Source organism: Corynebacterium sp. (assembly GCF_012837295.1).
Taxonomy (GTDB): domain Bacteria; phylum Actinomycetota; class Actinomycetes; order Mycobacteriales; family Mycobacteriaceae; genus Corynebacterium.
Genome location: NZ_DURI01000374.1, coordinates 1 through 4777, shown reverse-complemented (window position 1 = coordinate 4777; position 4777 = coordinate 1). Strand labels below are relative to the sequence as shown.

General features: G+C 70.7%; 5 protein-coding genes. 3 read left to right on the top strand and 2 right to left on the bottom strand.

The annotated features are described in order from the left end of the window. Nucleotides 1-344, top strand: a 344-nt coding sequence (locus GX015_RS12515; protein ID WP_291345470.1) for an enolase C-terminal domain-like protein, incomplete at its 5' end; no start/stop codon positions are given. A gap of 144 nt (nucleotides 345-488) precedes the next feature. Continuing rightward, nucleotides 489-959, top strand: coding sequence for a gluconokinase (locus GX015_RS12510; RefSeq protein ID WP_291345471.1), 471 nt, complete (start codon nucleotides 489-491; stop codon nucleotides 957-959). Nucleotides 960-993: 34 nt separating this feature from the next. On the opposite strand, the gene GX015_RS12505 is transcribed toward GX015_RS12510, so the two are convergent. Together GX015_RS12505 and GX015_RS12500 are read right to left on the bottom strand one after the other, a co-directional pair. Further along, on the bottom strand, nucleotides 994-1914 hold the full coding sequence (locus tag GX015_RS12505; RefSeq protein WP_291345469.1) for a Dyp-type peroxidase: 921 nt from the start codon (nucleotides 1912-1914) through the stop codon (nucleotides 994-996). Next, complete coding sequence (locus tag GX015_RS12500; RefSeq protein WP_291345468.1) at nucleotides 1911-3737, bottom strand: TM0106 family RecB-like putative nuclease; 1827 nt, start codon at nucleotides 3735-3737, stop codon at nucleotides 1911-1913. Before GX015_RS12500 ends, GX015_RS12505 begins: the two co-directional genes overlap by 4 nt. Nucleotides 3738-3828: 91 nt before the next feature. Here GX015_RS12500 and GX015_RS12495 point away from each other — a divergent pair, with 91 nt between their 5' ends. Then, nucleotides 3829-4581, top strand: coding sequence for a DUF6474 family protein (locus tag GX015_RS12495; protein ID WP_291345467.1), 753 nt, complete (start codon nucleotides 3829-3831; stop codon nucleotides 4579-4581). The last annotated feature ends 196 nt before the right edge of the window (nucleotides 4582-4777 follow it).

Genomic DNA, 4777 nt, shown 5'->3' with positions numbered 1-4777 from the left:
TCGGCGGCATCACCCCGCTGAAGAAGGTCATGGCGCAGGCCGAGCCGTACCAGATCAAGTCCGGTTTCCACGGCCCGACGGATGTGTCGCCGATCGGTTTCGCGGCGGAGCTGCACCTGGACATCAACATCCACAATTACGGTGCGCAGGAGTACATGACGCACACGCCGGAGACCCTCGAGGTCTTCGAGACGACCATGACCTTCGAAAACGGCATGCTGCACCCGTCGGATACGCCGGGCCTGGGCGTCACGTTCCACCCGGAGGTCGCCGAGAAGTTCCCGTACGAGCAGGCGTACCTGCCGTACAACCGCCTGGCCGACGGCACGGTCCACAACTGGTAGCCGGCGCGCCCGCCTCCCCCTCCACCGAAAGGACCACGTCCGATGTCCGTTGCGCCCGAGCACGCAGTCCCCGACCGCGGTTCGCTTGACGACGCCCACGTTTCACCTTCCACGCCGTCCCCTTCACGGCCCCGCGTGGTGGTGATGGGCGTGTCCAGCTGCGGAAAGTCGACGGTCGGCGAGTTGCTGGCGCTGAAGTTGGTGGTGCCGTTCATGGACGGCGATGACCTGCATCCGCGGGCGAACATCGAGAAGATGGCGTCGGGCGTGCCGCTGACGGACGACGACCGGTGGCCGTGGCTGACGTTGGTCGGCGAGTGGCTGGCGGAGCAGTCCGGCGGCGGGGTGATCGCGTGTTCCGCGTTGAAGCGGGCGTATCGCGATCGGATCCGGGCGGCGGCGCCGGACACGGTGTTCGTGCACCTGCATGGCTCGCGGGAGCTGATGGGGGCGCGGATGGCGGCGCGGCCGGGGCATTTCATGCCGACGTCGTTGCTGGATTCGCAGTTCGCGACCCTCGAATTGCTCGGCGACGACGAGGCCGGCCGGGTCTTCGACGTCGCCGTGTCCCCGAGCGACATCACCGACGAGGCGGCCGCCTGGCTGCGGGGTTAGAGCCCCGCGCCCGGCGCGGCTGCGACCGGTGAGACTAATCCTCGCCGTCGAGGAACGGCTCCGCCACGGCGAGCAGGCCCTCGACGGACGGGCACACGTACCAGGCGCCGGTGAGCGCGTCGGTGAATTCGGTGAGCCGGTCCCGGGGCCCGCCGTCGGCGCCGGCCATGCGCCGCAGCATCTCCTCCAGCCGCCACTGGTCGTGGCTGAACCCGACGAAAACGGTGCCGTGGTCGAGCATTTCGCCGTAGGAGGTGTTGCGGCGGAAGACCTCGAGCTCTTCGCCGTCGACCTCCACCACGGTCCGCGCCACGTGCGACGACTCGGGCTTCACGTCGTCGTCGAGCTCGACGGAGTCGATTTTGGTGCGGCCGATGACGTCCTGCTGGGCGTCGTCGTCAAGCCCTTCCCAGTCGCGGGTGCGGTGCCGCCACAGCTGATAGAGCAGCACGGATGCGCCGGCGCCGGGCTGCCCGGCGGGGACGGCGATGACGCCGGGCGCTTCGAGGGCGCCGGGGTTCTCCGTGCCGTCCTCGAATCCGGTGAGGTCGCGGTTCATCTCGTAGACCCATCCGACGGTCTCGTCGGCGACGTCGAACACGTCGCGGATCTCCCCGATGATGTGGTGCTCGACGTCGAACGCCTGCGAGCGTGACGACGACGCCACCCACAGCCACGCATCGTGCTGCGTCGCGGGCATGTCGTAGCCGTCGCGGCCGCGGATCGGCTCGTCGAAGTCATGGACGCCGGCGGGCACGTGCTCCGCGTCGGCGACGTCGGCCCACAGGCCGGGCCGGATTCCGACGACGACGTTCGCGCCCGCCGTGCTCGGCAGATTGATCGCGGCGGCGAGCTTTCCGACGGCCCGCGCCGCATCCGTCCCCGCCTTCACGTCGAGTTCCACGTATGCGTGATCGGTCACGCCGATGCCGGTGATGCCGCTTTGATGGATCATGAATCCATCATGGCACCGGGCGAGAGGTCCCGGTCCTCGAGGTCGCCGACGTAGGGGACGTCGACGGTGGCGCGGCCGGAGTCGAGCCAGTCGCGGACGACGGCGGTGGAGCGGCAGTCGTCGCCGTTGTAGCGCAGCAGTTTCGCGCGGGCCGCGGGGGATCCGCCGACGCCGCCCCCTGCGGAGCGGCCGGCGCCATCTCCTGCGGCTCCCGACCCAGCGCCGATGCCGACGGCGTCGCGGTAGAACGACAGCGAGGCTTCGCCGTCGGCGTCCTCGTCGCGCCACGAGAATCCGGCCATGGGCGCGACCACTTTCAGCCCGAGCCCCGCCGGGCTGATCAGCTGGCGTTTGGCCACGCGGAACAAGTCGACCCACTCGTCGGAGGAGATGAAGCGCTCGATCTCGGCGACGTCGGGCACCGCGATGATGCGGGCGGGCTCTCCCGCCGACTCTCCCTCCACCACGAACTCCAGGCCGGCGAATCGCTTCGCGGAGTGCCGCAGCCAGTGGTTTTCGCCCTCGGCGGCCCAGCAGTACGCGCGGAAGGAGCGTCCGTCGGCGCGGGCGGCGGCCCGGCGCGCCATGAGCCAATCCCAGAACCGCGCGAAGTTCTCGGCCTCCGCCGTCCCGCCGAGCCCCTCCGGCCCGGGCGGCGCCCACGTCACGTGCGGCACGTACCCGTCCTCCGGGGTCCACGCGCCCCACAGGTACGCGCCGTGGCCGGGGTAGGCCTCCAGGTCGACGTCGATTTCCACGTCGGCGCGCGGCGCGGACGTCTCCCGCACGCGCAGCGCCGCGGGCTCGCCGAACACGGACAGCAGCGCCAGATACCGGTGCTCGCCGGCGTTCTCGGCGCGCGCGAGCTGCCGGATGGTGGTGATCCCCGCCTCCCGGTACTCGTCGCCGCGGTTGCCGGGCAGCAGCAGCGAGATGTCGTCGGCGGCGCGCAGTTCCGCCTCGCACGCCTCGCGCCAGCGGCAGCCGCGGCATTCGCGGATCTTCCGCGGCGCCAGCGGCCATTCCCCGACGCGCCACTCGATGCCGTCGACTTTCGGCACGGGCGGCAGGTTGTCGGCGTCGAGGACGCTTGACGACGACCCCGCCGCCTCATGACGCTCGACCGCATGGATGGCGGCGCGGGCGCGTCGTAAAGCGGTGCGGTACGCGGCGACCCGGGGGCCCTCGTCGACGATGACCACCCGCGTCGCGTCGGCGCCGATGCCGCCGACCAAACCGCTGGAGGCGCCCAGCCGGTGCAGCAGCGCGGCGGCCTGGCCCAGGCGCACGGCGTCGGCGGCGTTATGGCGCAGCTTCAGGGCCTCGTCGACCACGATGCCCTGGCGCAGCGACCGGCCCAGCACCCCGGGGCGGCCCAGGCGCGCGACCGGCAGGATGCGGGCGGCCTCCGTGCGGCGGCGGCGCGGCTCCAGCAGCTTGTGGGCGGCGATGATCACCGGCAGGTAGCCGTCGCCGAGGCGGACGAGCAGATCCGGGCGGGACTCCTCCGCGATGCCCGAGAACGCGCGGTCACCCGGCGGGCGCTCGTGGCGCAGGACCGCGCCGACGATGAGGTCCGCGCCCGCCGCCATCGCCTCCAGGGTGTCCAGGTCGGCATCGGGGCCCGGCTCGATCACCGTCGGATCCGGCAGCCCCGCGATCACGGCGGCGCGGTGGTGGGCGCCCAATTCCGCGCGCCGGCGGGCGGATTCGGAGTCGCCGGGGCGCCGCGGCCCCGCCAAGCGGTCGCGGACCAGCCGATACCGGCACCCGACCAAATCGGGCCCGGTCACCGGCTGCGGGACGGTATCCTCGGTGTTCACGATGCAACCAGGGTATCGCCCGGTCCGAACCGGGGTTAATCTGGTTACGCGACACCATTTCCGCAGACTCCGACCGCAGATTAGGGATTCCATGAGCTTCTTGGGCGACTACCGCGACCGCCGCCGCGAAACGAAACTGAAGCTGAAGGCCGCGAAGGCCAAGGCCAAGGAGGACGCGAAGCATGAGGCGAAGCTGAAGGACAAGGCCTACCGCGAGGGCGTGAAGGCCGCCGAGGTCGAGCGCAAGCGCGATTCGAAGGCCGCCGCCAAGGACGCCAAGCTCGAGCGGAAGCTGGACAAGCGGGCCATGAAGCGGGCGGAGAAGATCCGCAAGGCCGGCTGGAAGGACGAGCAGAAGGCCCTGAAGGCGAAGCACAAGCACCAGTCCCGCATGGCGGAGAAGATCCTGGAGCAGCAGCGTTCGCAGGGCATGACGTCGGACAAGGCGAAGGGCTGGGTCGGCGCGGCGCGTCTGCTGCTGCCGGTGGCGCTGCCGATCGGCTACCGGTTGATGACCTTCGTGCAGAACCGCGGCCAGGACGCCTCCGCCCGCCAGTTCGGCGTGTCGGGTGACGCGGTGGCCCGCCACCACGGTTACGGCGCCGCGCTGCGCGCCCGCATCGAGGGTATCCACGGTTCGCTCGATCGCCTGGAGAATTCGAAGGCGTCGGGCACGGCGGGCTTCGTCAAGGACGCCCGCAATCGCCTGGAGCTGCTGGGCGACGCGATCGAGACCTCCGAGCACATGACCCCGGACCAGCGCCGCCGCGCGCACGTGTCCATTTCGGCGGAGCTCGACGGCATTGATTCGGAGATCATGTCGAAGATGGGCCTCACCGCCTGATCGTCTGCCCCGGGTCGTCCCGTGTCGTCCGCGGGAACCGCAGGTGTACCGGGGATGAATCTTCCGTGAAATACCCCCTCGATGGGGTGACTTCGGGGCACAGCCGATTGGCAATACAGATAGTGGCCAAGTGTCATATGTCTCATGACTGATTTCGAGGGCCGCTCACCGGCCGCCGCGCCGACCCCGACCCGCC